The sequence below is a fragment of the Pseudomonas sp. P8_229 genome, from assembly GCF_034008635.1.
Classification (GTDB): domain Bacteria; phylum Pseudomonadota; class Gammaproteobacteria; order Pseudomonadales; family Pseudomonadaceae; genus Aquipseudomonas.
Map to the genome: position 1 here is coordinate 6,224,069 of NZ_CP125378.1, position 23,008 is coordinate 6,247,076.

Sequence of the window (23,008 nt, forward strand, 5' to 3'; positions counted from 1 at the left end):
ACCCCTACAATTGAATTGTGTCAGGCATAAAAAACCCGTGATCGCTCACGGGTTTTTCATTTCTGGCTTGGCAGTTACGCCGGAGCCGATGTGCGGATCAAGTGATCAAACGCGCTCAGCGAAGCCTTGGCGCCCTCGCCCACCGCAATCACGATCTGCTTGTACGGCACGGTTGTCACGTCGCCGGCAGCGAAGATGCCCGGAATCGACGTCTCGCCACGGTTGTCGACGATGATTTCACCGCGCGGCGACAGCTCGATGGTGCCTTTGAGCCAGTCGGTGTTAGGCAGCAGACCGATCTGCACGAAGATCCCTTCCAGCTCGACAGTGCGCAGCTCGTCGCTGTTGCGATCCTTGTAACGCAGGCCGTTGACCTTCTCGCCGTTACCGATGACTTCAGTGGTTTGCGCACTGGTGATCACGGTGACGTTCGGCAGGCTGTGCAGTTTGCGTTGCAGTACCGCATCGGCGCGCAGTTGTACGTCGAACTCCAGCAGCGTCACGTGCGCCACGATACCAGCGAGGTCGATGGCCGCTTCAACGCCGGAGTTACCGCCGCCGATCACCGCCACGCGCTTGCCTTTGAACAGTGGGCCGTCGCAGTGCGGGCAGTACGCCACGCCTTTGTTGCGGTATTGCTGCTCGCCTGGCACGTTCATTTCACGCCAGCGCGCACCGGTCGCCAGAATCACGCTCTTGGCTTTGAGGGTCGCGCCGCTGGCGAAGTGGACTTCGTGCAGCTCGCCGTTCTTGCCGGGGATCAGCTTGTCGGCGCGTTGCAGGTTCATGATGTCGACGTCGTATTGCTTGACGTGTTCTTCCAGCGCCGTCGCCAGTTTCGGGCCTTCGGTTTCCTGCACGGAAATGAAGTTCTCGATGGCCATGGTGTCCAGCACCTGCCCGCCGAAACGTTCAGCCGCGACACCGGTGCGAATGCCTTTGCGTGCAGCGTAAATCGCTGCCGACGCACCGGCCGGGCCACCGCCGACCACCAGCACATCAAACGCTTCCTTGGCGCTGATCTTCTCGGCCTGACGCTCGATGGCGCCAGTGTCGAGTTTGGCGAGGATTTCTTCCAGGCCCATACGGCCCTGACCGAAGTTTTCACCGTTGAGATAGATGCTCGGCACGGCCATGATCTTGCGATCGTTGACTTCGTCCTGGAACAGCGCGCCGTCGATGGCGACGTGACGGATGTTCGGGTTCAGCACCGCCATCAGGTTCAGCGCCTGGACCACGTCCGGGCAGTTCTGGCACGACAGCGAGAAGTAGGTTTCGAAGCTGAACTCGCCCTTGAGCGAACGGATCTGTTCAATCACCTCAACACTGGCCTTCGATGGGTGGCCGCCGACTTGCAGCAAGGCCAGCACCAGCGAGGTGAATTCGTGGCCCATCGGAATGCCGGCGAAACGCAGGCTGATGTCGGCACCCGGGCGATTGATCGAGAACGACGGCTTGCGAGCATCGCTACCGTTGTCGATCAGAGTAATCTGGCTCGAAAGACTGGCAACATCTTTCAGCAGTTCCAGCATTTCACGGGATTTCGCACCGTCGTCGAGGGAGGCAACGATCTCGATCGGCTGGGTGACCCGTTCCAGGTACGATTTCAACTGGGCTTTAAGATTGGCGTCCAACATACGGGCGATTTCCTTTATTTGAGGCGAAAAAAAGCCCGAGCGAATCTCGCCCGGGCATTTTTAGTGGGCGGTGCAGCGTACTTAAGAAGGTGCGGCGTACCGCCCTGAGTTGCGTGTCACAGACTTAGATCTTGCCGACCAGGTCCAGGGACGGTGCCAGAGTGGCCTCGCCTTCTTTCCACTTGGCCGGGCAAACTTCGCCTGGGTGAGCGGCAACGTACTGAGCAGCCTTGATCTTGCGCAGCAGCTCGGAAGCGTCACGGCCAACGCCGCCATCGTTCAATTCAACGATTTTGATCTGGCCTTCAGGGTTGATCACGAAGGTGCCACGGTCAGCCAGACCGGCTTCTTCGATCAGCACGTCGAAGTTGCGGGAGATGACGTGGGTCGGGTCGCCGATCATGGTGTATTCGATTTTGCCGATGGCTGGCGAAGTGTTGTGCCAGGCAGCGTGGGCAAAGTGGGTGTCGGTCGAAACGCTGTAGATTTCTACGCCCAGTTTCTGGAACGCAGCGTAGTTGTCGGCCAGGTCTTCCAGCTCGGTTGGGCAAACGAAAGTGAAGTCGGCTGGGTAGAAGAACACTACGGACCATTTGCCTTTCAAGTCAGCGTCCGAGACTTGTACGAAGTCGCCGTTTTTGAACGCGGTAGCTTTGAACGGTTTTACTTGGCTGTTGATGATAGGCATTGATGACTCTCCGTCAGGGTTGTGAATTCGATGGGTGAATCCTACCCACTCACTCGACGGATGGCTCATTGGCAAACCTGATGCTGCTGATTTGTTTTCGCTATTAGCTGACTGTATTAATAGAAGAAAACGATATCTACGACGTAAGCGGCTTATCCGTAATCCGAGCCATCCCGTGAAAGGGGCTGGCTTCAACATAGCGCATGGCTGACTTCATATCCTTCCAGCCGACGTAACTCATCAACGACTTCAAATCCCAGCCGCTTTGATGCGCCCACGTGGCAAAGCCGCGGCGCAAGGAATGGCTGGTGTAGCGCTCGGCCGAGATCCCGGCGCGCTCCAGCGCCTGACGCAGCAAGGGAATCACGCTGTTGGCGTGCAAGCCCTCCTCGCTCAGGTGGCCCCAGCGGTCGATGCCGCGAAACACCGGGCCGCGCACCAACGCCGCTTCGGTGATCCAGTCGATATAGGCCTGCACCGGACACAGCTTCAGCAGCGCCGGCGCCTGATAGGTCTGCCCGAGGTTTTCGCGGTCGCCCTTGCTGCGTGACAGATACAAGGTGATGCCACTGCCGGCATGCGCCTGCACGTGCTCGATCTGCAGCCGACACAGCTCATCGCTGCGAAAGCCGCGCCAGAAGCCCAGCAGGATCAGCGCTCGATCGCGATAGGCCTTGAGCAACTGCGGGCGATCCTGTTGTTGCCGGGCGCTGCTCGCTTCCTGCTCCAGCCAGTCGACCACTTGTTGCAGGTCATGCAGTTGCAGTGGCTCGGCTTGTTTCTCCTGCGCCGGGTGCAGCGCACGAATGCCTTTGAACACCTTGCGCACCACCGGTGCCTTGGTCGGGTCGGCAAATCCCTGACTGTTGTGCCACTGCGCCAGCGCCGACAAACGCAGCTTCAACGTATTGATCGACAGCACACCAGCATGCTCGACCAGGTAACGCGCAACGCTGTCTGCCGTTGCCGGCAGGAAGCCACCCCACTTCACTTCAAAGTGTTCGATCGCCGAGCGATAGCTGCGGCGGGTGTTGTCACGGGTGGCGGCTTGCAGATAGCGATCGATATCGCTCATGGGCAGTGTTCTCGCAGACGTACTGATTTAGGGCGCAAAAAAGCCATTTAAGCACCTGACATTGGGTAATACCAGTATATCCCGCGTCTTGTTAATCAAACATTTAACTTTATTTTCAGCGTGGTACACTGCTGACTTTAGTGGCATGTACCACAGTACGAAACGGTAGGAGTTCACATGGCCCGTGGTGGCGTAAATAAAGCAGTGGTTCAGATAGCGCGCACAGCGATTCTGGCCCGAGGCGAACACCCCAGCATCGATGCAGTACGCATCGAACTGGGCAATACCGGTTCGAAAACCACGATCCATCGCTATCTGAAGGAGCTGGATGACGGCAGCCAGCCGGTCGAAGCGTCCGCAGAACCGATCAACGACGAGCTGACGGCACTGGTCTCGCGCCTCGCTCAACGTCTGAAAGAACAGGCGCAAGAACCCATCGAACAGGCCCGCGAGCAATTCGAAGAACAGCGCGAAACGCTGGAAGCGCAATTGAAGCAAGTGCGCCAGGCACTCGAACAACTGGAACAACAACACGATATTCAAGGCGCGGCGCTGGCCAGGGAATCCGGCGCGCTGAACGAAACCCGTTCGATGCTGCAGACCGAGCAAACGCGCAACGCCGGACTGAACCAGGCGCTGGCCGACTTCGAATTGCGCTTGCAGGACAAAGACGAGCAGATCCGCTCACTGGAAGAAAAGCACCTGCACGCCCGCGATGCGCTGGAGCACTACCGCAACGCCACTAAAGAGCAGCGCGAGCAGGAGCAGGCCCGCCACGAAGGGCAGATGCAGCAACTGCAGATGGAACTGCGTCAGGCACAACAAAGTGCGCTGGTGCGTCAGGACGAGATCACCCAGTTGCACCGTGACAACGAACGCCTGCTCACCGAGAACCGTGGCACTCAGCGCGAACTGAGCCTGCTGCAGGATCAGCTCAAGCACAGCAACCAGCGCCAGGATCAACTGCTGGAACAAGCCAGCCGCGTCGACAGCGAACGCACCCTCCTCCAGGAACGCCTGCGCGTGGCCCTGCTGGAAAGTCAGACGCTGAAACAGAACGTCGACGAACAGCTGCAGCTCAATCAGTCACTGGAAAAAGAATTGACCAAGACTCAGGCGAGCCTCGAAGACAGCTTGCGTCTGGCCGCTACCGTTGCGGCAGCGCCAGACACAGCCAAAGCGAAAGACGCTTAAGCGCCGACCGGTGTACGCATCGTGACGAACTCTTCGGCGGCCGTCGGGTGAACCCCGATCGTGTCGTCGAAGTCACGTTTGGTGGCGCCGGCCTTCAGGGCGATCGCCAGGCCTTGCACGATTTCCCCGGCATCAGGGCCGACCATGTGGCAGCCGAGCACCTTGTCAGTCTTGGCGTCGACCACCAGCTTCATCAGGGTTTTCTCCTGACACTCGGTCAGAGTCAACTTCATCGGGCGGAAGCGGCTCTCGAAAATCACCACCTCGTGACCCGCGCCACGCGCCTCTTCTTCGGTCAGGCCGACAGTGCCGATGTTCGGCAGGCTGAACACTGCCGTCGGAATCATCTTGTAATCCACCGGACGGTATTGCTCAGGCTTGAACAACCGACGCGCCACCGCCATGCCTTCAGCCAGTGCCACTGGCGTCAGTTGCACGCGACCGATCACATCGCCCAACGCCAGAATCGACGGCTCGCCGGTCTGGTATTGCTCGTCGACCTTGATGAAGCCCTTGTCGGTGAGCTGCACATCGGTGTTTTCCAGGCCCAGGTTGTCGAGCATCGGACGGCGACCGGTGGCGTAGAACACACAGTCGGCTTCCAGCACGCGGCCATCCTGGAGGGTCGTTTTCAGGCTGCCGTCAGGCTGTTTGTCGATACGCGCGATGTCGGCATTGAATTGCAGATCCATGCCGCGCTTGGTCAGCTCTTCCTGCAGATGCTTGCGCACCGAGCCATCGAAACCGCGCAGGAACAGATCGCCGCGATACAGCAGCGTGGTGTGCGCACCCAGACCGTGGAAAATCCCGGCGAACTCGACCGCGATGTAACCGCCACCGACCACCAGTACACGTTTCGGCAGCTCTTTGAGGAAGAACGCCTGATTGGAAGTGATCGCGTGCTCGTGCCCTGGAATCTCGGGAATCTGCGGCCAGCCGCCGGTAGCGATCAGGATGTTTTTCGCGGTGAAGCGCTCACCGTTGACCTCGACCTCATGCGGGCCGACGATCTTCGCGTGCGCCTCGTGCAGGGTCACGCCGCTGTTGACCAGCAGGTTGCGATAAATGCCGTTGAGGCGATTGATCTCGCGGTCCTTGTTGGCGATCAGGGTCGCCCAGTCGAAATCCGCTTCACCCAGGCTCCAGCCGAAACCGGACGCCTGCTCGAAGTCTTCAGCAAAATGCGCGCCGTACACCAGCAGTTTCTTCGGCACACAGCCGACGTTGACGCAGGTGCCACCCAGGTAACGACTCTCGGCCACCGCCACTTTCGCGCCGAAACCGGCAGCAAAGCGCGCCGCGCGTACACCGCCGGAACCGGCACCAATCACATAAAGGTCAAAATCGTAGGCCATTTCTATCTCCTCGGCAGGCCATCAGCATACCCGCAGCGCTCCATTGGGCAAGCGCTGTGCGCAGCTTTTCAGCCTGACAGGCGATTCCGGGAAACATCTCCAGATAATAATATTTCTCGTTTGATACTAAATCGCCGGGCTGCACCTCGTCTTTGAACCAACGGATTTTTTCTCTCGAAGACAAGGAGTCGGCTGCGATGTTCGCGCCCATCACCCGTTCCATGACCCTCATTTTCGGCCTGTGCAGTGCTGCGTTGAGCCCCGACCTGCTGGCTGAAACCGACCCTGAAACAGCGCCACAATCCGCCACCCAGGCAGTGGAACTGGCGGCCACCAGCGTCAGCGCCGAGGGCCTGGGCATCAACACCGAGAACAGCAACGCCTACACCACCGGCGCGATGAGCACAGCAACGCGGATGAACCTGTCGATCAAGGAAACCCCGCAGTCGGTGTCCGTGGTCACGCGTCAGCAAATGGACGATTTCAAACTCGGTACATTGTCCGAGGCCATGAGCCAGACCACCGGCATCGTCGTGCAGCACAACGACTCGGACCGGGTCAGCTACTCGGCGCGCGGTTACCCGATCAACAACTTCCAGATCGACGGAATGCTCAATACCTTCGGGCGGATGAAGTCGGACTCGGACACCATCATCTATGACCGCATCGAAGTCGTACGCGGCGCGACCGGGCTTACCACTGGCGCGGGCGATCCTTCGGCGACGATCAACATGGTGCGCAAACGTCCAACCGCCCGGTTGCAAGCGCTGGCCGGTGTCAGCGGCGGCAGCTATGACGATTACTACAGCTACGTCGATGTCGGCGGGCCGCTGGCGTTCGATGGACGCCTGCGCGGGCGCACGGTGCTGGCCTATCGCGACAGCCAGTCGTTCCGCGACAAATACGCGCTGCAACGCGAGGTCGGCTACGGCATCCTCGAGGCCGACCTGAGCGAATCCACGGTCCTCGCCGTCGGTTATGACTATCAGGACAAGCAGGTCCAGGGCACCTCCTGGGGCACCGTGCCGTACTGGAATGCCGACGGCAGCAAGGCTGGCCTGGGTCGTTCGACCAACATGGCGACGCCCTGGAGTTCCTGGCCACTGAAAGACAGGACCGCGTTCGCCACGCTTGACCAGCAACTGGGCCATGGCTGGAAACTGAAGGCCGCCTACACCCATCGCGAAAGTGATGTCGACGGCAAGATCTATTACGGCGGCGCAGGTTTTCCCGAGGCCGACCGCAGCGGCATGACGGCGTACAAGGGGCACATGCTCGGTACACAGAAGATGGAAGTGTACGACGTCAACCTGGCGGGACCGTACCAACTGTTGGGTCGCGAACACGAGTTGATGTTCGGCTACGGTGAGGCACAAAACCGTTCGAGTTCGCCCTACGCTTTCGATGCGCCGCAGGCTGCCGGCTACAGCAATATCCGCGACTGGAAATACATGAGCGATATCGCCAAATTCGCCGATACCGTTACCGGCCTGCCGGGTTCACATGGCATAACCCGGCAAAAAGCCGGTTATCTCGCGACCCGCCTGAGCCTGACCGATGAACTGCACGCCGTGCTCGGCAGCCGCTATGGCAGTTGGGAGGAGTCGAACACCGATTACTACTATGACGAGCAGCAAAAGCCCGCCACTACCAAAACCACCCATCAACGCCAGAACGCTATCTGGACGCCCTACGCAGGTCTGCTGTATGACCTGACGCCGGAGTACACGGTGTACGTCAGCTACACCGACATTTTCAAACCGCAGAGCGCTCGCGACAGCAGCCGCAACTACCTCGATCCGGTGGTTGGCAGTAACTACGAACTGGGGCTCAAGGGCAGCCTGCTCGAGGAGCGCCTCAACCTCACGGCAGCGCTGTTCTGGAGCAAGCAGGACAACGTCGCCGAACGTGACAACTCGGTGCCTCCGGACCCGGTGACCGGCGAGGAGTTTTTCAAATCCGGTGGCAAGGGCAGCAAGGTCAATGGCTTTGAGGCGGAAGTCTCCGGCGAAGTCCTCGACGGCTGGAACATGACCGCCGGCTATACCTACACCCACTCCGTCGATGGTAAAAAGCAACGCAGCAATACTACTCAGCCGCTGAACATGCTGCGGCTGTCCACGGCCTATCGCCTGCCGGGCAACTGGCACGCGTTGACCGTGGGCGGCGCGGTGAACTGGCAAAGCGATGTCTATGGCAGTGCCAGCCGCCCGATCGGTCGCGGTGCCAACGGCCGGATCATCACCGAACGTGCGCGGATCAATCAGGACGCCTACACCGTGGTCAAGCTGATGTCGCGCTATGAGTTCGACAAACACCTGTCGGCGTCGCTGAACGTCGATAACCTGTTCGACAAGAAGTATTACGACAATGTCGGCTTCTACAACGGCGTGTACTGGGGCGATCCGCGCACGGTGACGCTGAGCCTGGACTGGAAGCTCTGACTGATCCGTTCAAACAAAACCCTGTGGTGAAGGGATTCATCCCCGATGGGTCGCCAAGCGGCCCCAATCTCCGATGACACGCAATGCGTCACCAACCCCCTCGCCGCTGCTGTTAACCCCGAGTTAATTCACGCTGGGGACACTGCGCCCCGAGATCTGCTTCATGGACGAACGGCTCCCACGTTTTTCAGTAGGAGGCATCATGAAAACCAGCACCGCCATTCTAGCCGGGCTACTCGCCCTCGGTTCCGCCAGCGCCTTTGCCGAGGGTGGCGCCGAACGCATGCGGCATTACTACGACAACTTCCCGGTCCACCCCGCGCAAAGCGAGCAGCAGACCGAAGCCAAAACGGTGGAACTGAAGGTTCCGGACGATCAGACCGCGCAAATCACCGAGTCTTATCGCCACTGATTCAACGAGCAACCGATGGACCTCCGATGGCTCCGCTCTGGCCTCGGAGACGACAGTTGGGCGCCCTGTCCGGGCGCCTTTTTTTATGCCTGCAGATCCTTGATCCAGAACAGCATGCGGCCGTGCTCCGGGTTGAACATCCCAGGGGCGAAACCGAACTTGCGGTAGGCATTCTGCGCCACCTCGTTGCCTTCGAGCACTTCGAGGGTGATTTTGCAGCAGCCGCGCTGACGGCAGATTTCCTCGACCTTGCGCAGCATTTTCTGGCTCAGCCCGAGACCGCGAAATTTCGCCACCACCGCCACGTCGTGGACATTGACCAGCGGTTTGCAGGCAAACGTCGAGAAGCCTTCAAAGCAGTTCACCAACCCTGCCGGCTCACCGCCAACAAAAGCCAGCACACTGAAGGCATGGGGTCGGCGCGCCAGTTCTTCGGGCACGCGGCGCAGCAGTTCGGGGGCAAGCGAATGAGCGCCACCCATGGGGTCTTCTGCGTAGTGATTGAGCACGATGCCGATCGCTTCGGCGTGCAGTGGATTGGTGTAACTGGCTTGCAGCACAAGAATTTCTGCGGAATCCATTTCCATCCCCGATCATGACCCCGGCGTGCAAGGTGCGCACCTGAAAGGCTGTTCGACCATAACGCGAGGCTGATTCAACCCACAACCTCAAAGATGAAAAACATCCGTGAGGAAAGATGTCGGTTGCTCAATGCCCCCAGACCAGCTCTTCGGTCCAGCCCAGTTCAGCAAAATCCTGAGCGCGCAATCCACTTTCGCCAGCGCAGAAAAACTCGTCCAGTTGCGGCGGTTTGACCGAAGTCGCGCTGAGCATCGCGTGCACTTGGCCGCGATGATGGATCTGGTGCTCGAACAGATGCGAGACCATGCGCAGGCGAGTGTCGTGCTGCGGCGTTTCCCGGGCGATGGTGACGATTCGTCCCAGATCGGCATCGCGCAGTTGTTCGCAATAGGCGATCAGCCGTCGGTCCACGTGCGCCTGCTCCTCGCGCAGCGCTGTGGCCTCGGTAAACGGCTCATCACGATTGAAAAAAACATAGCAATCGGGACGCGGCTCGGCGCCGCGCAACTCGCGTTCCAGCGCATCGACGTAGAACCAGTCGCAGGTGAGGATGTGATTGAGGGTGAGGCGGATGCTCGGAAAGAAGCTCGCTCGCGGCGCCGCCAGAGCCTCAGCGTCAAGCTGGCCCCAGGCTTTGCCGAGGCGATGATTGGCCCACGCGTTCTGGTAGGCCATGGTCAGTAAATGATGAGACAGCGGTTGGCTCATGCTCGCGCCCTCTTCGCTCAGGATTCGGCAAAACGCTGCAGTTGCATCTCCTGCAGACGGCTGAGGGTGCGGCGGAACGGGAATTCCAGATAACCCTCGGTGTACAGCGCCTCCATCGGTACCTGGGCCTCGATGTACAGCGGGACTTTACGGTCGTAACACTCGTCCACCAACGCAATGAAGCGACGCACACCGTCGTCGTGTACCGACAATTGCGGCAATTCGCGGTCACCGGCCACCACCTGCGCCGAGCCGTCTTCCGTACCGCGAGCGATGCGCCCCTCGCGTTTCTGTGCGCTGAGGTTCGGCACCTCGCTCAACAGGATAGACCGATAGCGGTCGCACAGGGCGATGAAGTCCATGGCGGCAAACGGTTGCTCGCAGAGATCGGCATAGCGGCACCAGAGCACCGATTCGCTGGCCTGCACCACGTTCAATGTCCGATGCCCGACAGACACCGGCAGAGCGCTGGCGGGTTGCCCGGCGTTGAGTGAGTGGAAGACCGGCTCCAGCGCACTGGCCTGCCCCGGCACAGCGACAAAATAACGCTGCTGCCCCGCGCCCGGATGCAGGCGGTGATCCTCGGCACCGTTCACCGCCACCACCTGCATGTGCGCCTTGATCGCGGTAATCGCCGGAACGAAACGATCGCGGTTGAAGCCGTCGGCGTACAGCTCATCCGGCGGCAGGTTGGAGGTGCAGACCACCACCACGCCTTCGTCGAACATCACCTGAAACAGTCGACCGAGGATGATCGCGTCGCCGATGTCATTGACGAACAGTTCGTCAAAACACAGCACCCGCACTTCGGCCGCCAGCTCTTTGGCCAGCGCCCGCAGCGGGTCGGCAATTCCGGTCAACTGGAACGAGCGCTGGTGCACCCAGCCCATGAAGTGATGAAAGTGCTGACGCCGGGCCGGCACCCGCAGGCTCTGATAGAACTGATCCATCAACCAGGTCTTGCCACGCCCGACCGGGCCCCACAAGTACACGCCAGTGACCGAACGAGCACCAGCGTGCAAGGCTTCATGGCATTTCTGTAACGCCCAGACCGCGTGCTCCTGGGCTTCATCCTGAATGAAGCCCTTGTGCTCGATCGCGTGTTGCCAGGCGCTTAAAGGAGAGTCGAAAGTCATGCGCGGCAGTATGCCACGATGTCCCTGAAAGACAGGTGGACTTTTGTGGTGTGTCAGAAGTCGACTGTGTGTCTCGCGGCTTCATATCAACGTGTAGCAACTGCCTGGAATACAGTCCCTGTGGGAGCGGGCTTGCTCGCGAAGGCGCCGGGTCAGCCGACATCATCGTTGAATGACACACCGCCTTCGTGAGCAAGCCCACTCCCACATTGGTTTTTCGGTGTATCAGAGGTCGACTGTGTGTCTCGCAGCCTCACAGCCAATGCTCAAACCGCATGGAATACAGCCCCTGTGGGAGCGGGCTTGCTCGCGAAGGCGTCGGGTCAGCCGACATCATCGTTGAATGACACACCGCCTTCGTGAGCAAGCCCACTCCCACATTGGTTTTTCGGTGTATCAGAGGTCGACTTTGTGTCTCGCAGCCTCACAGCCAATGCTCAAACCGCATGGAATACAGCCCCTGTGGGAGCGGGCTTGCTCGCGAAGGCGTCGGGTCAGCCGACATCATCGTTGAATGACACACCGCCTTCGTGAGCAAGCCCACTCCCACATTGGTTTTTCGGTGTATCAGAGGTCGACTTTGTGTCTCGCAGCCTCACAGCCAATGCTCAAACCGCATGGAATACAGCCCCTGTGGGAGCGGGCTTGCTCGCGAAGGCGTCGGGTCAGCCAACATCATCGTTGAATGACACACCGCCTTCGTGAGCAAGCCCACTCCCACATTGGTTTTTCGGTGTATCAGAGGTCGACTGTGTGTCTCGCAGCCTCACAGCCAATGCTCAAACCGCATGGAATACAGCCCCTGTGGGAGCGGGCTTGCTCGCGAAGGCGTCGGGTCAGCCAACATCATCGTTGAATGACACACCGCCTTCGCGAGCAAGCCCACTCCCACAGAGGTTTTGCGGTGTATCAGAGGTCGACTTTGTGTCTGGCGGCGTACAGGCAGAGCATTTCCATGGCCAGGGTCGCCGCCGCCAGCGACGTCACGTCCGCATGGTCATAGGCCGGCGCCACTTCCACCACATCCATGCCCACAAGGTTGATCCCGCGCAAACCACCGAGAATTTCCAGCGCCTGCACCGTGCTCAATCCGCCGCACACCGGAGTGCCGGTGCCGGGTGCGAAGGCCGGGTCGAGGCAGTCGATGTCGAAGGTCAGGTACACCGGGTTGTCGCCGACCCGCGCACGAATCGCCTCGACAATCGCCTCGCAGCCCCGCCGATGCACCTGACGCGCGTCGAGCACGGCAAAGCCCTGATGATCGTCATTGGTGGTGCGCAAGCCGATCTGCACCGAGCGCGCCGGATCCACCAGCCCTTCTTTGGCAGCGTGCCAGAACATGGTGCCGTGATCGACACGCTTGCCCCCCTCGTCCGGCCAGGTGTCGCTGTGCGCGTCGAAGTGGATCAGCGACAGCGCGCCGTGTTTGCGTGCATGGGCCTTGAGCAGCGGATACGTGATGAAGTGGTCGCCGCCAAAGGTCAGCATCGCACTGCCGGCATCGAGAATTCGCTCGGCGTGAGCCTCGATGCTTTCAGGGATGGTGTGCGGCGAGCCGTAATCGAAATCGCAGTCGCCGTAGTCGATCACCGCCAGATGATCGAACGGATCGAACGCCCACGGCCAGTGCCTTTCCCAGGCGATACCAGTGGACGCTGCGCGAATTCCCCGTGGCCCGAAACGGGCGCCCGGGCGGTTGCTGGTGGCGGTGTCGAACGGCACGCCGCTGACTGCTACGTCAACGCCGCGCAAGTCACGGCTGTAGCGGCGACGCATGAAACTGGTGATCCCGGCGTAGGTGCTTTCGGCGCAAGTGCCGTACAGGCTGTCGCGGGTCATGGCTTGGTCGTTGAGCATCGGCACGTCCATTGGTGTGCTCCTCTTGTTATTGATGGCTACGGAAAGTGGTCCACAGGCGCGTGCGCTGACGCATGTCCTTGAGGCTCATGCTGCGGTCGGCGTACAAACGGTCGCGCACTTCGGCGGACGGGTAAATGTCCGGGTCGTTACGCACCGCCTCGTCCACCAGCGGCGTCGCGGCCTGATTGGCGGTGGCGAAAAACAGCGTGTTGGTCAGCTCGGCGACCGACTCGGGGCGCAGCATGAACTCGATGAAGGCGCGCGCCGCTTGCGGATTCGGCGCGTCCTTGGGAATGGCCAGGTTGTCCTGCCAGATCAACGTCCCTTCGCGCGGTATCCGGTAGGCGACTTCGTACGGTTTGTTGGCCTTGTGCGCCTGATCGGCAGCCATGCTCACGTCGCCGTTGTAGGTCAGCGCCAGACAGACGTTGCCACTGGCCAGATCGTTGATCTGCCGCCCGGTGGCGACGTACAGCACCGACGGCTGGAGTTTCTGCAACAAGGCTTCGGCGGAGGACAGATCAGTCTTGTCGGTGCTATAGGGATCCTTGCCGAGATAGTGCAGCGCCAGACCGATGACTTCCTGCGGCGAATCGAGCACGGCAATCCCGCAGTCCTTGAGCTTGCTCGCGTACTCAGGCTTGAACAGCAGATCGAGGCTGTTGAGCGGCACGTCCGGCAAGCGCTTCTGCACCGCCTCGACGTTCAGCCCAAGCCCGAGCGTGCCCCAGGTGTAAGGCACGGCGTAGCGATTGCCAGGGTCGACTGCCGTGAGTTTTTCCAGCAGATCGGCATCGAGGTTGGCGTAACCCTTGAGGCTATCATGGGGGATTTCCTTCAGCGCGCCCGCCGCCAAGCCACGGGCCAGAACGCTGGACGACGGCACCACCACGTCATAGCCGCTGCCACCGGTCAGCAGCTTGGTTTCCAGCACCTCGGAAGTATCGAAGGTGTCGTAGCGCACGTGAATGCCGGTCTCCTGCTCGAAGCGCTGCAGGGTTTGCGCCGGCACGTAATCGGCCCAGCTATAGAGGTTGAGGGTCTTGTCCTCGGCCTGGGCATTGAGGGCCACGGACAACAACAGCGCGGGAAAACACAGCTTGAACACGGGAGCCATGACGAACACCTGACCGGAGGAAGTGGTGGCAGGATGCGCCGTCGGATACTTTGCAGAAATATCAAGTTTGTTAACCTGACTTTACCCCGGAGTAATGTAATGCTCGGTCAGCTTCACGACGTCGATTTGCAGTTGCTGCGCCTGTTTGTGCGGGTCGTGGAATGTGGTGGCTTCAGCGCGGCGCAAGGTGAACTGGGCCTGAGCCAATCGAGCATCAGCCAACAAATGGCCAAGCTGGAAACCCGCCTCGGCTATCGCCTGTGCAGTCGCGGCAAGGGCGGTTTCCGCGTCACCCCCAAGGGCGAGCAGTTGCTGATCGCGATCCGCACGCTGTTCGAATCCATCGAAACCTTCCGCCATCAATCCAACGGCGTCGCCGGGCGGCTGATCGGTGAGGTGCGCCTGGGTTTGTCGGAAGCGGTCGATCAATCGGTGCTACTACGGGTCGCGGATGCGATCCGGCGCTTTCGCGAGCGCGATGAGTCGGTGCGCATCGAGTTGATCAGCGCCATGCCCGGGGAAATGGAGCGTCTGTTGCTGCAACAACGGCTGGACCTGGCCATTGGTTATTTCTCGCAGGTGCAGAGCGCTTTCGATTACCGCGAACTGTTCACGGAGACTCAACATCTGTATTGCGCGCAGGGCCATCCGCTGTTCACGGTGGATGAGCCGGATGATGCGGCGCTGCAGGCCTGCGACCGGGTTGATCATCCCTACCGGTTCATGCGCACGGGCGAACCGTTCCCGGACAAGCGCTTTTCCGCGCGCTCGGAACAGGTCGAAGGCACCCTCGCCTTCATTCTTTCCGGCAAGCACGTCGATTATCTGCCCGATCACTACGCGCGCGTTTGGGAGGACAAGGGCTTGCTGCGCGCGCTACGGCCCGGAGCGTTGAGTTTCGAGGTGGGGTTTCATCTGGCCCGGCATCGGGCACAGGTGCCAGGGGATGCGCAGAAGGCGTTTGAGGAGGATTTGCTCAGTGCCTTTACCCAGGCGACTTCTGCCGGCAAGTAACTTTGTGGTGAGGGGATTTATCCCCGATGGGTCGCGAAGCGGCCCGGCTCTTTGGCATCTAGTCACTGGGCCTGCTACGCAGTCCATCGGGGATAAGTCCCCTCACCACAGAAACAGAAACAAGTTCAAACCCCGTATTTCTTGACCTTTCAGGCAATTTTTTTGCTCGTTGCCCTCGCCGCCCTCTTCCGGCATCCTGCGCCTCCATTTTCTGACCCGGCCCCGCCTCACGGCGCGCAAAACACCATGACCGCCTCTGAAAAAGTCCCGCGCAACAACGATCTGATTTACGGCCTCAACGACCGTCCGCACCTGACCGCCACGGTGTTCGCTGCGCTGCAACACGTGCTGGCCAGCTTCGTCGGCATCATCACCCCGACCCTGATCATGGGCGGCGCCCTGGGCCTGCAAAGTGAAATTCCGTACCTGATCAGCATGGCGCTGTTCGTCTCCGGCCTGGGCACTTTCGTCCAGGCGCGGCGTTTCGGCCCGGTCGGTTCCGGTTTGTTATGCCTGCAAGGCACCAGTTTTTCTTTTATCAGCGTGATCCTCAGCGCCGGTTTCATGGTCAAGGCCCGGGGCGGCGGCACCGATGAGATCCTCTCGACAATCTTTGGCGTGTGCTTTTTCGCCGCGTTCATCGAAGTGGTGCTGAGCCAGTTCATCGGCAAACTGCGGATGCTGATCACCCCGGTGGTCACAGGCACCATCATTACCCTGATGGGCCTGTCGCTGATCAAAGTGGCAATGACCGACATCGCCGGTGGCTTTGGTGCTGCCGATCTCGGCGCGGCCAGCCATGTGTTCCTGGCGGCACTGGTGCTGGGCACCATCGTTGTGCTGAACCGGGTCGATGTGCCGTTTCTGCGCCTGGGCGCCATCGTCATCGGCCTGACCCTCGGCTACGTGGTCGCGTGGCTGATGGGCACGGTGGATTTCGCCACCCTGCCCGAGGTGCCGCTGGTCAGCGTACCGGTGCCGTTCAAATACGGCTTCAACTTCGACTGGGTGGCGTTTGTGCCGGTGGCGGTGATCTTCCTGGTCTCGCCACTGGAAGCGGCCGGTGACCTGACCGCCAACTCGATGATCTCCCGGCAACCGGTCAAAGGCCCGCTGTACATCCGTCGGATCAAGTCCGGTCTGCTCGCCGACGGCCTCAACTCGGCCATGGCGGCAGTGTTCAACAGCATGCCGATGGTGACGTTTGCGCAGAACAACGGCGTGATCCAGCTGACCGGCGTTGCCAGCCGTTACGTGGCATTCTTCATTGCCGGCCTGCTGGTGCTGCTCGGCCTGTTCCCAATGATCGGCGCGGTGCTGCAACTGATGCCAAAACCGGTGCTCGGCGGTGCTGAGCTGGTGATGTTCGGCACCGTGGCCGTGGCCGGGATCAAGATCCTGGCCGAGGCCGGCCTGCATCGCCGCAACATGCTGATCGTGGCGATTTCCATCGGCATGGGCCTGGGCATTGCGGCCGTGCCGGAAGTATTGCGCGAATTGCCGCACGCCCTGCGCAACATCTTCGAATCGCCGATCACCGTCGGTGCGTTGTGCGCTATCGTGCTGAATATCTTCCTGCCGGAAGAGTTCATGGAGCTTGAGGAGGACGATTTCGATCCGGAAGCGTCGATTCTGCAGGTCATGGAAAACCCCGATCTGCCGGCCAAGGCTGAACCTGCAAGCGCAGCGGCGGTCGCACAGTTGAACCGCTGACGCTGCGCCTTGAAAAAAGGGCTGAGCCGGCGACGGTTCAGCCTTTTTTTGTTGAGAGACTGTTTATGCGCGTCCACGCCGTCATCCTGTCCCTGCTGTTGTTGTCCCTGAGCGCCTGCGCGCTGTTCCCCAACCGTGACCCGGTGAACATCAACGTGGTTGGCCTCGAACCGTTGCCAAGCCAGGATCTGGAAGTGCGCTTCGCCATCAAGTTGCGGGTGCAGAACCCCAATGAAACCGCCATCGACTACACCGGCATCGCCCTCGACCTTGAGGTCAACGGCCATCCTTTGGCGTCGGGCGTGAGCGATCAGATCGGCTCGATCCCGCGTTTCTCGGAAACCGTGGTCAGCGTACCGGTCAGCGTTTCCGCGTTCTCGGTACTGCGCCAGACGCTGGGCCTGAGCCAGACACAAACCCTCGACAACCTGCCCTACGTGCTGCGCGGCAAACTGGCCGGCGGCTTGTTCGGCACCCTGCGTTTTGTTGACAGTGGCAAGCTCAGCCTGCCGAGAGCGAGCAGCGCCACCTGGTGAAATTCAAGGCAATGACTTGACCGGGTCAATCACCTGGGTCACCCAGTGCTCCGAGCCTTCGACATGCCAGTTGACCCACAACCGGTCCTTGTCGCTCTTGCTCTTTTCATCCGGTTCGATGGCCAGCCAGTTGCGTGCAGCAATCAAGTACCGGCCACGGGCCCCGAGCGGCAGCATGGTGCCGGTAATTGCGTAGTCGATCTGCTCCTGGCCGGCGCCCAGGGTTTCGAGAAAATACACCGCCAGTGCCGGCGGCGAGGGATGCACGACGCCGGTCGAAATCAGTTGATAGATCGTGCCCGCGCCATCCACGCCATGTTGCGTCAGCTTCGACTCGATCACACACGCTCCGGCCACATGCACATCACCGGATAATAGAGTGACTTTGCACCGCTGCTGACTGGCAAAGTCGAGTAACCGCATGATCAGGCGTTTGCGCTCATCGCGATGTGGCAGGCTGCGCCAGTGATCACGCAAATCATCTTCCAGTTCCTGCCGCCCCGGCACCAGATCCAGGGCCTTTTCGGCGGCCTGCAAGTCCAGGTAGCCCACCGGAATACTCGACATCACCAGCAAATGCCGATGGTGCTTGAGCTGGTCCAGCCAGTCATAGATGGCCGTCCAACTGACGGCAGAAATGATTCGGGTCTTCTGAAACACCGGTTTCGTCAGATCGGGCGCGCGCTCGCTGCGCAGATCCGGCACCAGCAATGCCAGATCGCCAAGACCGGTATAGCCCAGATGGAAGCCGTCGGCAGTGCCCGTAATCGCGCACGGGTGAACATCACTGGGGGCACCCTGGCTCGGAGCAGGCTGAGTCAATTGCTGTTGGAAGATCCTGAAGTAACGCTTGGCCGTGGCAAACAATCCCTGAAACACCGGACAGCTGTGCAACGCCTCATCGTAGGAGCCCCAGCCATCGATAATGTCGTGATCGTCCCACATCATGATGGTTGGGATCGCACTGAATATTCTGGCGACTTCCGGCTGTTTCCAGCGCTCTACATACAGCCGGCTGAAAAAGCTGTCGAGCTCGCTTTCGATGGTCTTGCTGTAGGCCGCCTTCTCGCGATCGGCAAAGGATTTGGCAAACCAGGCCTTCATCGAAGGGACAGTCAGGCGCATCTCATCGCTGTACAGCTGATCGCCTCCCATCAACAGCAGGTGGTAGGGCTGATGCTGGTGTGCGCCCCACATGTCGTCCCAGCGTTCATTGTTGCGATCGACCTTCTCCATGTCCTTGGGATCAGAGAAACCGTTGCAGGAGACGTACGCCATGCGCGGCGACTGCCCCGCGGGCGGAACGACGAAATTGCACTCCAGACCACCGATCTTGACCGTATACGTCGCCGCGACCGCGCCTTGCCTGGCGCTGAAATCCACCCGCCACACCCGTTGTTTGGGGGCCAGCAGCGGGATATCCGCCAGGGCCAGCGGCCTGGACGCCTTGATACCGCTGGGTGGCGTTACACCGGGCTCCGGATCACCGAGGGGTTGAACCACCAAGGCAGAGAGTGAGTAGACGGTTTTATCAGTTCCGCGAAACTGCAGAATGGGTCCAAGTAGCACGCTCATGGTTCGTCCTGATCCGTTGCGAGGGTGGGAATCGTACGATCAGCCTAGTCGACAATCGCCATTTCGCCGCCCTCACCGTCACCTCAGGCGGTGAACCGCACGCCTGGTTTGGCGCGTTCATCAACACTCAACTCGAACACATCCGGCCGTGCATAGTGGCCGACCACATCGTAGTCATAGCGCGCACGAACCAATTCATCGGTATCGATTTGCGCCGTCAGCAATCCTGCCTCGCCGCGCAATGGCCCTGCCAACACTTCGCCCATCGGCCCGACAATCACGCTGCCGCCGGCAATCAACGGCCGATCCGCCGGCCAGTTGGCGATCTCCACGCCCAGCTCATTCGGCGAGGCCTGCACCTGACAGGCGCTGACCACAAAACAGCGGCCCTCGTGAGCGATATGGCGCATGCTGACCTGCCACATCTCGCGCTCATCCACCGTCGGCGCGCACCAGACCTCAATCCCTTTGGCGTACATCGCCGTGCGCAGCAGCGGCATCATGTTTTCCCAGCAGACCACGGCACCAAGACGCCCGACCTGACTGTCGAGCACCGGCAGCGTCGAGCCGTCGCCCTTGCCCCAGATCAGCCGTTCGGTGCCGGTCGGCATCAGTTTGCGGTGTTTGGCCACCAGCCCCGCCTGCGGATCGAAATACAACGCCGTGCAATACAGCGTGCTGCCGGCGCGCTCGATCACGCCGATCACCAGATTGGCCCCGGTGCGTGCCGACAGGCCGGCCAACGCTTCCGTTTCCGCTCCCGGTACATCGATGGCGTTGGCGAAGTAACGGGCATAGGCCTCGCGCCCCTCGGGCAAGCGGTAGCCCAACTGAGTGCCAAAGCCCTCGCCTTTCGGGTAGCCACCGAGCAGCGCTTCAGGCATCACCACCAACGCCGCGCCGGACTCGCTGATCGCGCCCTCCCAACTCAGGATCTGTTCCAGGGTTTCACCTTTGCCACCGGGCAAGGCGCCGACCTGCAGGGCGGCAACAATTGATTTGGGCATCGCATTCACTCCATCGGGTTCAAGTGTTGCCGATTTTGCGACGGCGCGGGATCATGAATAAAGCCCGACTCACTGCTGAATGATATGAGCCATATGAATATCGCCAATATTGACCTCAACCTGCTGAAAGTCTTCGAAGCCCTGCATGAAGAGTCCAGCGCCAGCCGTGCGGCGCTGCGTCTGGGCGTGACGCAATCGGCGGTCAGCGCAGCGTTGCGCCGCTTGCGTGAGGTGTATGGCGATCAGTTGTTCGTACGCACCGGTCGCGGACTGGCGCCGACGCTCAAGGCCAATCAACTGAAACCGGTGGTCAGCGAGGCGCTGAACAAATGCCGGCAAAGTCTGGCGATGGTCGACCCGGCGGCGCATCACTACGAGGGCCGCTCGGTGACGGTGGGCCTGTCGGATGATTTTGAAATCGCTTATGGCCGGCGTCTGATCGAAGAAATTGCCCGCAGCGCACCCAAGCTGCGGCTGATCTTCCGCCAGACCCACAGCCAGATCGTCGCCCGCGCCCTGATGGAGCGCAGCATTGACCTGGCGATCACCGCCGGCGGATTTGCCGAACGCCTGCTCAGTCGTCAGGTCTTGGCTGAAGGGGATTATGCGTGCCTGGTCGACCCGGGCAGCCTGACGGCCGGGCAACAATCGATTGATCTGCAGGAATTTGTCGCCCGCGATCACATTCTGGTGTCTTCGGGAGGTTTTATCGGTATCACCGATGAGGGCTTGGCGGCACTGGGCCTGAGCCGCCGGGTCTGCGCTTCGACCACGCACTTTGCGGCACTGCCGCATCTGCTCAAAGGCAGCGCCGCGGTGGCAACGATCCCGACCCACGCCGCCCAGGCCATCGCCGCCCTCAGCGGACTGGTCTTGCTGCCCTGCCCCCTGGCCCTGCCGCGTTACCCGATCGAACTGGGCTGGCGCACCGGCACGCAGATCGATCCGGTGGTGATCAAGGTGCGCGAGGCGATCGTGACGGCATTCAACACGCCGTAAGCGCGTTTACTTGTTGGCCGCCATCAGCCGGTTGACTTCACTGCGCACCATGTTGGCGAATTCCGGCGGCGACATGCCATCGAGCTCGGCGCGCACCCACTCGGCCCATTTGCCCTTGCGCTTGGAGCGTTCGCCGAACAACCGCGCGGCTTCGCCTTTGGCTTTGCCCAGATTGTTCTGCCAGAGTTCGAACAGACGGGATTTCTCGTCTTCCAGCGCCGCGCGCTCGGCGAGGGATTTGTCGGCCAGATTGAAACTCATGGGGAAATACCTGCTGCGTAAAATGGCGACATCTTACACGCTCGACGGAAATCTCCCGCGCAGGTTTTTGTTTCGTACCTAAAATCAGTGCAACTTTTCAGACAGCGCCACACTCCATTGATCACTGTTCATTCACCTGCAAGGAGTCACCCAATGGCCCGCAAATCCAGCGTGCAAGCCGCCGAAGACCAAATCAAGGATCAGGCGTTCAGCGAACTTCAGGCTCTGATCGAAGAGTCCGACAAACTGCTCAAGAGCAGTGCCTCACTGGTCGGCGAGGAAGCGGAGACCCTGCGCGGGCAAATCGCCCTGAAACTGCAACAGGCGCTGGACTCGGTTTCCAGCGTGCGCGATCGCACCAAACCGGCCGTTGATGCCACCGAAAACTACATCGGCGGCCATCCTTGGCAGACCGTCGCGATCTCCGCCGGTTTCGGCCTGGTGGTCGGCTTGTTGCTCGGTCGCCGCTGAACCCGTCACGCAGAAAAAAGGCGAGCCACCCGGCTAATGCCAGTCAGTCAAGCGCAGCTCCCACAATTGATCTTCATTGCTTTGAGCATTGCGTTCGCTTAACTGATCGGCATTAGCCATCTGGCTCGCCTTTTTCATGCCTGACAGAAACTCAACCCGCCGCCAGTTCGCGCAACTGCCCGAGCGTCTGCTCATCGAGCACGATGCCCTCGGCTAGTGATTTGGCGCGCTGCAAGTGGCGGCGATCACCCGGCAAGCGCTTGAGCCCGACGCCGTGCATCTGCCGCACGAGTTCCTGGCTGCGCTCGGCGAAATTCTGCCCGGCGGTCTTGCTCGGATCGATGACGATCAGCAACTGCCCGGTCCACGGGGTCTTGGCACCGGGATGATTGGACCAGTCGAACTCAAAGGAAAAGTTACCGCCGGTGAGCGCAGCGGCCAGCAACTCGACCATCATCGACAGTGCCGAGCCCTTGTGCCCGCCGAACGGCAGCAGCGCGCCGCCCTCGAGTATGGCTTTCGGGTCCTGCGTCGCCTGACCGAGGCTGTCCACGCCCATTCCGGCTGGCAGCCGTTCGCCCTTGCGCGCCGCAATCTGCACGTCGCCGTGGGCAATCGCGCTGGTCGCCAGATCGAACACAATCGGCGCACCACCGGCTCGCGGTGCAGCAAAGGCAATCGGGTTGGTGCCGAACAGCGGCCGATCGGCGCCGTGGGGCACCACGCAGGTCATGCTGTTGACCACGCTCAGCGCCACCAGCCCTTCCTCGGCGAAGGGTTCGACGTCCGGCCAGAGGGCAGCGAAGTGGTGAGAATTACGAATCGCCAGCACGGCAATCCCGGCGTTGCGCGCCTTTTCCACCAACAGCGGCCGGGCAGCAGCCAGCGCGGGCTGGGCGAAACCGTTGCCGGCATCGACACGTACAAACCCGGGGGCCACATCTTCGACCTGCGGCACCGCCTGACCGTTGACCCAGCCGCTGTTGAGGGTCGACACATACCCGGGAATCCGGAATACACCATGGCTGTGCGCGCCATCGCGCTCGGCACCGGCACAGTTGGCGGCGAGTGCGCGGGCGACGTCGGCGGAGGTGCCATGGCGCAGAAAAATCGTTTCGAGCAGTTGCGTCAGCGCTTCGAGTGACAACGATGGCGAGACAGCAGAAGACACATGATCGTGTGGCGCAGACATCTGAAGCTCCAGACTAATTATTGGAGGGAACA

22 protein-coding genes are annotated in these 23,008 nt (G+C 60.7%); 8 read left to right on the forward strand and 14 right to left on the reverse strand.

Annotation, left to right across the window (positions count from 1 at the left end):
• Nucleotides 1-74 precede the first annotated feature (74 nt).
• The 3 genes from ahpF to QMK55_RS27950 all read right to left on the reverse strand — a co-directional run bounded on the left by ahpF (nucleotide 75) and on the right by QMK55_RS27950 (nucleotide 3,400).
• Entirely contained in the window at nucleotides 75-1,637 is a 1,563-nt protein-coding gene (gene ahpF / locus QMK55_RS27940) for an alkyl hydroperoxide reductase subunit F (RefSeq protein WP_320328272.1), read from the reverse strand.
• Nucleotides 1,638-1,761: 124 nt separating this feature from the next.
• A complete protein-coding gene (gene ahpC, locus QMK55_RS27945) occupies nucleotides 1,762-2,325 on the reverse strand; it encodes an alkyl hydroperoxide reductase subunit C (protein WP_003224621.1) in 564 nt (187 codons plus the stop codon).
• A 136-nt stretch (nucleotides 2,326-2,461) separates the two neighbouring features.
• Nucleotides 2,462-3,400 carry a site-specific integrase gene (locus QMK55_RS27950; RefSeq protein WP_102355153.1) on the reverse strand — a complete coding sequence of 313 codons (939 nt, stop codon included), beginning with the start codon at nucleotides 3,398-3,400 and terminating at the stop codon, nucleotides 2,462-2,464.
• Nucleotides 3,401-3,577: 177 nt separating this feature from the next.
• Between QMK55_RS27950 and QMK55_RS27955 the strand changes: the two genes are divergently transcribed.
• On the forward strand, nucleotides 3,578-4,594 hold the full coding sequence (locus QMK55_RS27955) for a DNA-binding protein (protein ID WP_102355152.1): 1,017 nt from the start codon (nucleotides 3,578-3,580) through the stop codon (nucleotides 4,592-4,594).
• Here QMK55_RS27955 and gorA read toward each other — a convergent pair.
• Both gorA and QMK55_RS27965 read right to left on the reverse strand, forming a co-directional pair.
• The gene (gene gorA, locus QMK55_RS27960) at nucleotides 4,591-5,949 is read right to left on the reverse strand and encodes a glutathione-disulfide reductase (RefSeq protein WP_102355151.1); all 1,359 of its coding nucleotides are present in this window, start codon (nucleotides 5,947-5,949) and stop codon (nucleotides 4,591-4,593) included. The two genes, QMK55_RS27955 and gorA, sit on opposite strands and share 4 nt — an antisense overlap.
• The gene (locus QMK55_RS27965) at nucleotides 5,933-6,160 is read right to left on the reverse strand and encodes a hypothetical protein (RefSeq protein WP_102355150.1); all 228 of its coding nucleotides are present in this window, start codon (nucleotides 6,158-6,160) and stop codon (nucleotides 5,933-5,935) included. Before QMK55_RS27965 ends, gorA begins: the two co-directional genes overlap by 17 nt.
• On the opposite strand from QMK55_RS27965, the gene QMK55_RS27970 reads away from it, so the two are divergent.
• The gene (locus QMK55_RS27970) at nucleotides 6,147-8,393 is read left to right on the forward strand and encodes a TonB-dependent siderophore receptor (protein WP_320328273.1); all 2,247 of its coding nucleotides are present in this window, start codon (nucleotides 6,147-6,149) and stop codon (nucleotides 8,391-8,393) included. The two genes, QMK55_RS27965 and QMK55_RS27970, sit on opposite strands and share 14 nt — an antisense overlap.
• A 202-nt stretch (nucleotides 8,394-8,595) precedes the next feature.
• Nucleotides 8,596-8,805: a hypothetical protein gene (locus QMK55_RS27975; RefSeq protein WP_320328274.1), complete on the forward strand. Its 210-nt coding sequence runs from the start codon at nucleotides 8,596-8,598 to the stop codon at nucleotides 8,803-8,805.
• 83 nt (nucleotides 8,806-8,888) lie between these two features.
• On the opposite strand, the gene QMK55_RS27980 is transcribed toward QMK55_RS27975, so the two are convergent.
• The 5 genes from QMK55_RS27980 to QMK55_RS28015 all read right to left on the reverse strand — a co-directional run bounded on the left by QMK55_RS27980 (nucleotide 8,889) and on the right by QMK55_RS28015 (nucleotide 14,208).
• Complete coding sequence (locus tag QMK55_RS27980; protein ID WP_102355190.1) at nucleotides 8,889-9,386, reverse strand: GNAT family N-acetyltransferase; 498 nt, start codon at nucleotides 9,384-9,386, stop codon at nucleotides 8,889-8,891.
• Between the two features lie 127 nt (nucleotides 9,387-9,513).
• Nucleotides 9,514-10,095, reverse strand: a complete 582-nt coding sequence (locus QMK55_RS27985; protein WP_320328275.1) for a DinB family protein — start codon at nucleotides 10,093-10,095, stop codon at nucleotides 9,514-9,516.
• A 17-nt stretch (nucleotides 10,096-10,112) separates the two neighbouring features.
• A complete protein-coding gene (gene zapE, locus QMK55_RS27990) occupies nucleotides 10,113-11,231 on the reverse strand; it encodes a cell division protein ZapE (RefSeq protein WP_102355146.1) in 1,119 nt (372 codons plus the stop codon).
• A 909-nt stretch (nucleotides 11,232-12,140) separates the two neighbouring features.
• A complete protein-coding gene (gene speB / locus QMK55_RS28010) occupies nucleotides 12,141-13,100 on the reverse strand; it encodes an agmatinase (protein ID WP_102355145.1) in 960 nt (319 codons plus the stop codon).
• A 16-nt stretch (nucleotides 13,101-13,116) separates the two neighbouring features.
• Nucleotides 13,117-14,208 carry a polyamine ABC transporter substrate-binding protein gene (locus tag QMK55_RS28015; protein WP_320328276.1) on the reverse strand — a complete coding sequence of 364 codons (1,092 nt, stop codon included), beginning with the start codon at nucleotides 14,206-14,208 and terminating at the stop codon, nucleotides 13,117-13,119.
• A gap of 99 nt (nucleotides 14,209-14,307) precedes the next feature.
• On the opposite strand from QMK55_RS28015, the gene QMK55_RS28020 reads away from it, so the two are divergent.
• From QMK55_RS28020 to QMK55_RS28030, 3 genes are all read left to right on the forward strand, one after another.
• Nucleotides 14,308-15,222 (forward strand): LysR family transcriptional regulator, encoded by a 915-nt coding sequence (locus QMK55_RS28020; RefSeq protein ID WP_320328277.1) that lies wholly within the window; start codon nucleotides 14,308-14,310, stop codon nucleotides 15,220-15,222.
• A gap of 246 nt (nucleotides 15,223-15,468) precedes the next feature.
• Nucleotides 15,469-16,935, forward strand: coding sequence for a nucleobase:cation symporter-2 family protein (locus tag QMK55_RS28025; protein ID WP_320328278.1), 1,467 nt, complete (start codon nucleotides 15,469-15,471; stop codon nucleotides 16,933-16,935).
• Between the two features lie 65 nt (nucleotides 16,936-17,000).
• Nucleotides 17,001-17,471, forward strand: coding sequence for an LEA type 2 family protein (locus tag QMK55_RS28030; protein ID WP_102355142.1), 471 nt, complete (start codon nucleotides 17,001-17,003; stop codon nucleotides 17,469-17,471).
• A gap of 3 nt (nucleotides 17,472-17,474) precedes the next feature.
• Here the strand turns inward: QMK55_RS28030 and QMK55_RS28035 are convergent, their stop codons facing one another.
• Both QMK55_RS28035 and QMK55_RS28040 read right to left on the reverse strand, forming a co-directional pair.
• Nucleotides 17,475-19,046 carry an alkaline phosphatase D family protein gene (locus QMK55_RS28035; RefSeq protein WP_320328279.1) on the reverse strand — a complete coding sequence of 524 codons (1,572 nt, stop codon included), beginning with the start codon at nucleotides 19,044-19,046 and terminating at the stop codon, nucleotides 17,475-17,477.
• An 83-nt stretch (nucleotides 19,047-19,129) separates the two neighbouring features.
• A complete protein-coding gene (locus QMK55_RS28040; RefSeq protein ID WP_320328280.1) occupies nucleotides 19,130-20,053 on the reverse strand; it encodes a carbon-nitrogen hydrolase family protein in 924 nt (307 codons plus the stop codon).
• Nucleotides 20,054-20,137: 84 nt separating this feature from the next.
• Here QMK55_RS28040 and QMK55_RS28045 point away from each other — a divergent pair, with 84 nt between their 5' ends.
• Nucleotides 20,138-21,052, forward strand: a complete 915-nt coding sequence (locus QMK55_RS28045; protein ID WP_102355139.1) for a LysR family transcriptional regulator — start codon at nucleotides 20,138-20,140, stop codon at nucleotides 21,050-21,052.
• Between the two features lie 6 nt (nucleotides 21,053-21,058).
• Here the strand turns inward: QMK55_RS28045 and QMK55_RS28050 are convergent, their stop codons facing one another.
• Nucleotides 21,059-21,313, reverse strand: coding sequence for a hypothetical protein (locus tag QMK55_RS28050; RefSeq protein ID WP_003224595.1), 255 nt, complete (start codon nucleotides 21,311-21,313; stop codon nucleotides 21,059-21,061).
• Nucleotides 21,314-21,466: 153 nt separating this feature from the next.
• Here QMK55_RS28050 and QMK55_RS28055 point away from each other — a divergent pair, with 153 nt between their 5' ends.
• The gene (locus QMK55_RS28055; RefSeq protein ID WP_102355138.1) at nucleotides 21,467-21,784 is read left to right on the forward strand and encodes a DUF883 family protein; all 318 of its coding nucleotides are present in this window, start codon (nucleotides 21,467-21,469) and stop codon (nucleotides 21,782-21,784) included.
• Nucleotides 21,785-21,935: 151 nt separating this feature from the next.
• Here QMK55_RS28055 and QMK55_RS28060 read toward each other — a convergent pair whose 3' ends face one another.
• On the reverse strand, nucleotides 21,936-22,976 hold the full coding sequence (locus QMK55_RS28060) for an Ldh family oxidoreductase (RefSeq protein ID WP_320328281.1): 1,041 nt from the start codon (nucleotides 22,974-22,976) through the stop codon (nucleotides 21,936-21,938).
• Between the last annotated feature and the right edge of the window lie 32 nt (nucleotides 22,977-23,008).

Excerpts from the sequence above, each read along its gene's own strand:
- ahpF (WP_320328272.1), bottom strand. The coding sequence starts at position 1,637 with ATGTTGGACGCCAATCTTAAAGCCCAGTTGAAATCGTACCTGGAACGG.
- ahpC (WP_003224621.1), bottom strand. The coding sequence starts at position 2,325 with ATGCCTATCATCAACAGCCAAGTAAAACCGTTCAAAGCTACCGCGTTC.
- QMK55_RS27950 (WP_102355153.1), bottom strand. The coding sequence starts at position 3,400 with ATGAGCGATATCGATCGCTATCTGCAAGCCGCCACCCGTGACAACACC.
- QMK55_RS27955 (WP_102355152.1), top strand. The coding sequence starts at position 3,578 with ATGGCCCGTGGTGGCGTAAATAAAGCAGTGGTTCAGATAGCGCGCACA.
- gorA (WP_102355151.1), bottom strand. The coding sequence starts at position 5,949 with ATGGCCTACGATTTTGACCTTTATGTGATTGGTGCCGGTTCCGGCGGT.
- QMK55_RS27970 (WP_320328273.1), top strand. The coding sequence starts at position 6,147 with ATGTTCGCGCCCATCACCCGTTCCATGACCCTCATTTTCGGCCTGTGC.
- QMK55_RS27965 (WP_102355150.1), bottom strand. The coding sequence starts at position 6,160 with ATGGGCGCGAACATCGCAGCCGACTCCTTGTCTTCGAGAGAAAAAATC.
- QMK55_RS27975 (WP_320328274.1), top strand. The coding sequence starts at position 8,596 with ATGAAAACCAGCACCGCCATTCTAGCCGGGCTACTCGCCCTCGGTTCC.
- QMK55_RS27980 (WP_102355190.1), bottom strand. The coding sequence starts at position 9,386 with ATGGATTCCGCAGAAATTCTTGTGCTGCAAGCCAGTTACACCAATCCA.
- QMK55_RS27985 (WP_320328275.1), bottom strand. The coding sequence starts at position 10,095 with ATGAGCCAACCGCTGTCTCATCATTTACTGACCATGGCCTACCAGAAC.
- zapE (WP_102355146.1), bottom strand. The coding sequence starts at position 11,231 with ATGACTTTCGACTCTCCTTTAAGCGCCTGGCAACACGCGATCGAGCAC.
- speB (WP_102355145.1), bottom strand. The coding sequence starts at position 13,100 with ATGGACGTGCCGATGCTCAACGACCAAGCCATGACCCGCGACAGCCTG.
- QMK55_RS28015 (WP_320328276.1), bottom strand. The coding sequence starts at position 14,208 with ATGGCTCCCGTGTTCAAGCTGTGTTTTCCCGCGCTGTTGTTGTCCGTG.
- QMK55_RS28020 (WP_320328277.1), top strand. The coding sequence starts at position 14,308 with ATGCTCGGTCAGCTTCACGACGTCGATTTGCAGTTGCTGCGCCTGTTT.
- QMK55_RS28025 (WP_320328278.1), top strand. The coding sequence starts at position 15,469 with ATGACCGCCTCTGAAAAAGTCCCGCGCAACAACGATCTGATTTACGGC.
- QMK55_RS28030 (WP_102355142.1), top strand. The coding sequence starts at position 17,001 with ATGCGCGTCCACGCCGTCATCCTGTCCCTGCTGTTGTTGTCCCTGAGC.
- QMK55_RS28035 (WP_320328279.1), bottom strand. The coding sequence starts at position 19,046 with ATGAGCGTGCTACTTGGACCCATTCTGCAGTTTCGCGGAACTGATAAA.
- QMK55_RS28040 (WP_320328280.1), bottom strand. The coding sequence starts at position 20,053 with ATGCCCAAATCAATTGTTGCCGCCCTGCAGGTCGGCGCCTTGCCCGGT.
- QMK55_RS28045 (WP_102355139.1), top strand. The coding sequence starts at position 20,138 with ATGAGCCATATGAATATCGCCAATATTGACCTCAACCTGCTGAAAGTC.
- QMK55_RS28050 (WP_003224595.1), bottom strand. The coding sequence starts at position 21,313 with ATGAGTTTCAATCTGGCCGACAAATCCCTCGCCGAGCGCGCGGCGCTG.
- QMK55_RS28055 (WP_102355138.1), top strand. The coding sequence starts at position 21,467 with ATGGCCCGCAAATCCAGCGTGCAAGCCGCCGAAGACCAAATCAAGGAT.
- QMK55_RS28060 (WP_320328281.1), bottom strand. The coding sequence starts at position 22,976 with ATGTCTGCGCCACACGATCATGTGTCTTCTGCTGTCTCGCCATCGTTG.